Annotated in this window: 1 pseudogene; it reads right to left on the minus strand. The window is 72.1% G+C overall.

From position 1 onward, the window contains the following. Positions 1-117 (minus strand): annotated as a pseudogene (locus AC0AIB_RS31680) (Crp/Fnr family transcriptional regulator); the annotation flags it as partial. Positions 118-251: the final 134 nt, after the last annotated feature.

Here is a 251-nt window from a genome sequence, read left to right on the forward strand (position 1 = left end):
GCGGTAGGTGCGCGGCACGGCCGCGGCGATCACCCGTTGGCGTACCTCCGGCTCCAGGCCGGCGAACATCTCCACCCCGGTGAGGGCGTCACCCGGCTCCGGCAGGCGCATCTCCACGGCCCCACCCGTTACCTTTTTGATCGTCCCCAGCCGGGGACCCTCGGTCGCCCGGCCCGGTATGACTTCCTGCCCCTGTCGTTCTCATGATCCGGGGGGTGTTGTCGCCGGGTCGGGTGGCGTCGGCGGACCGC

The sequence above is a fragment of the Micromonospora sp. DSM 43699 genome, from assembly GCF_055517075.1.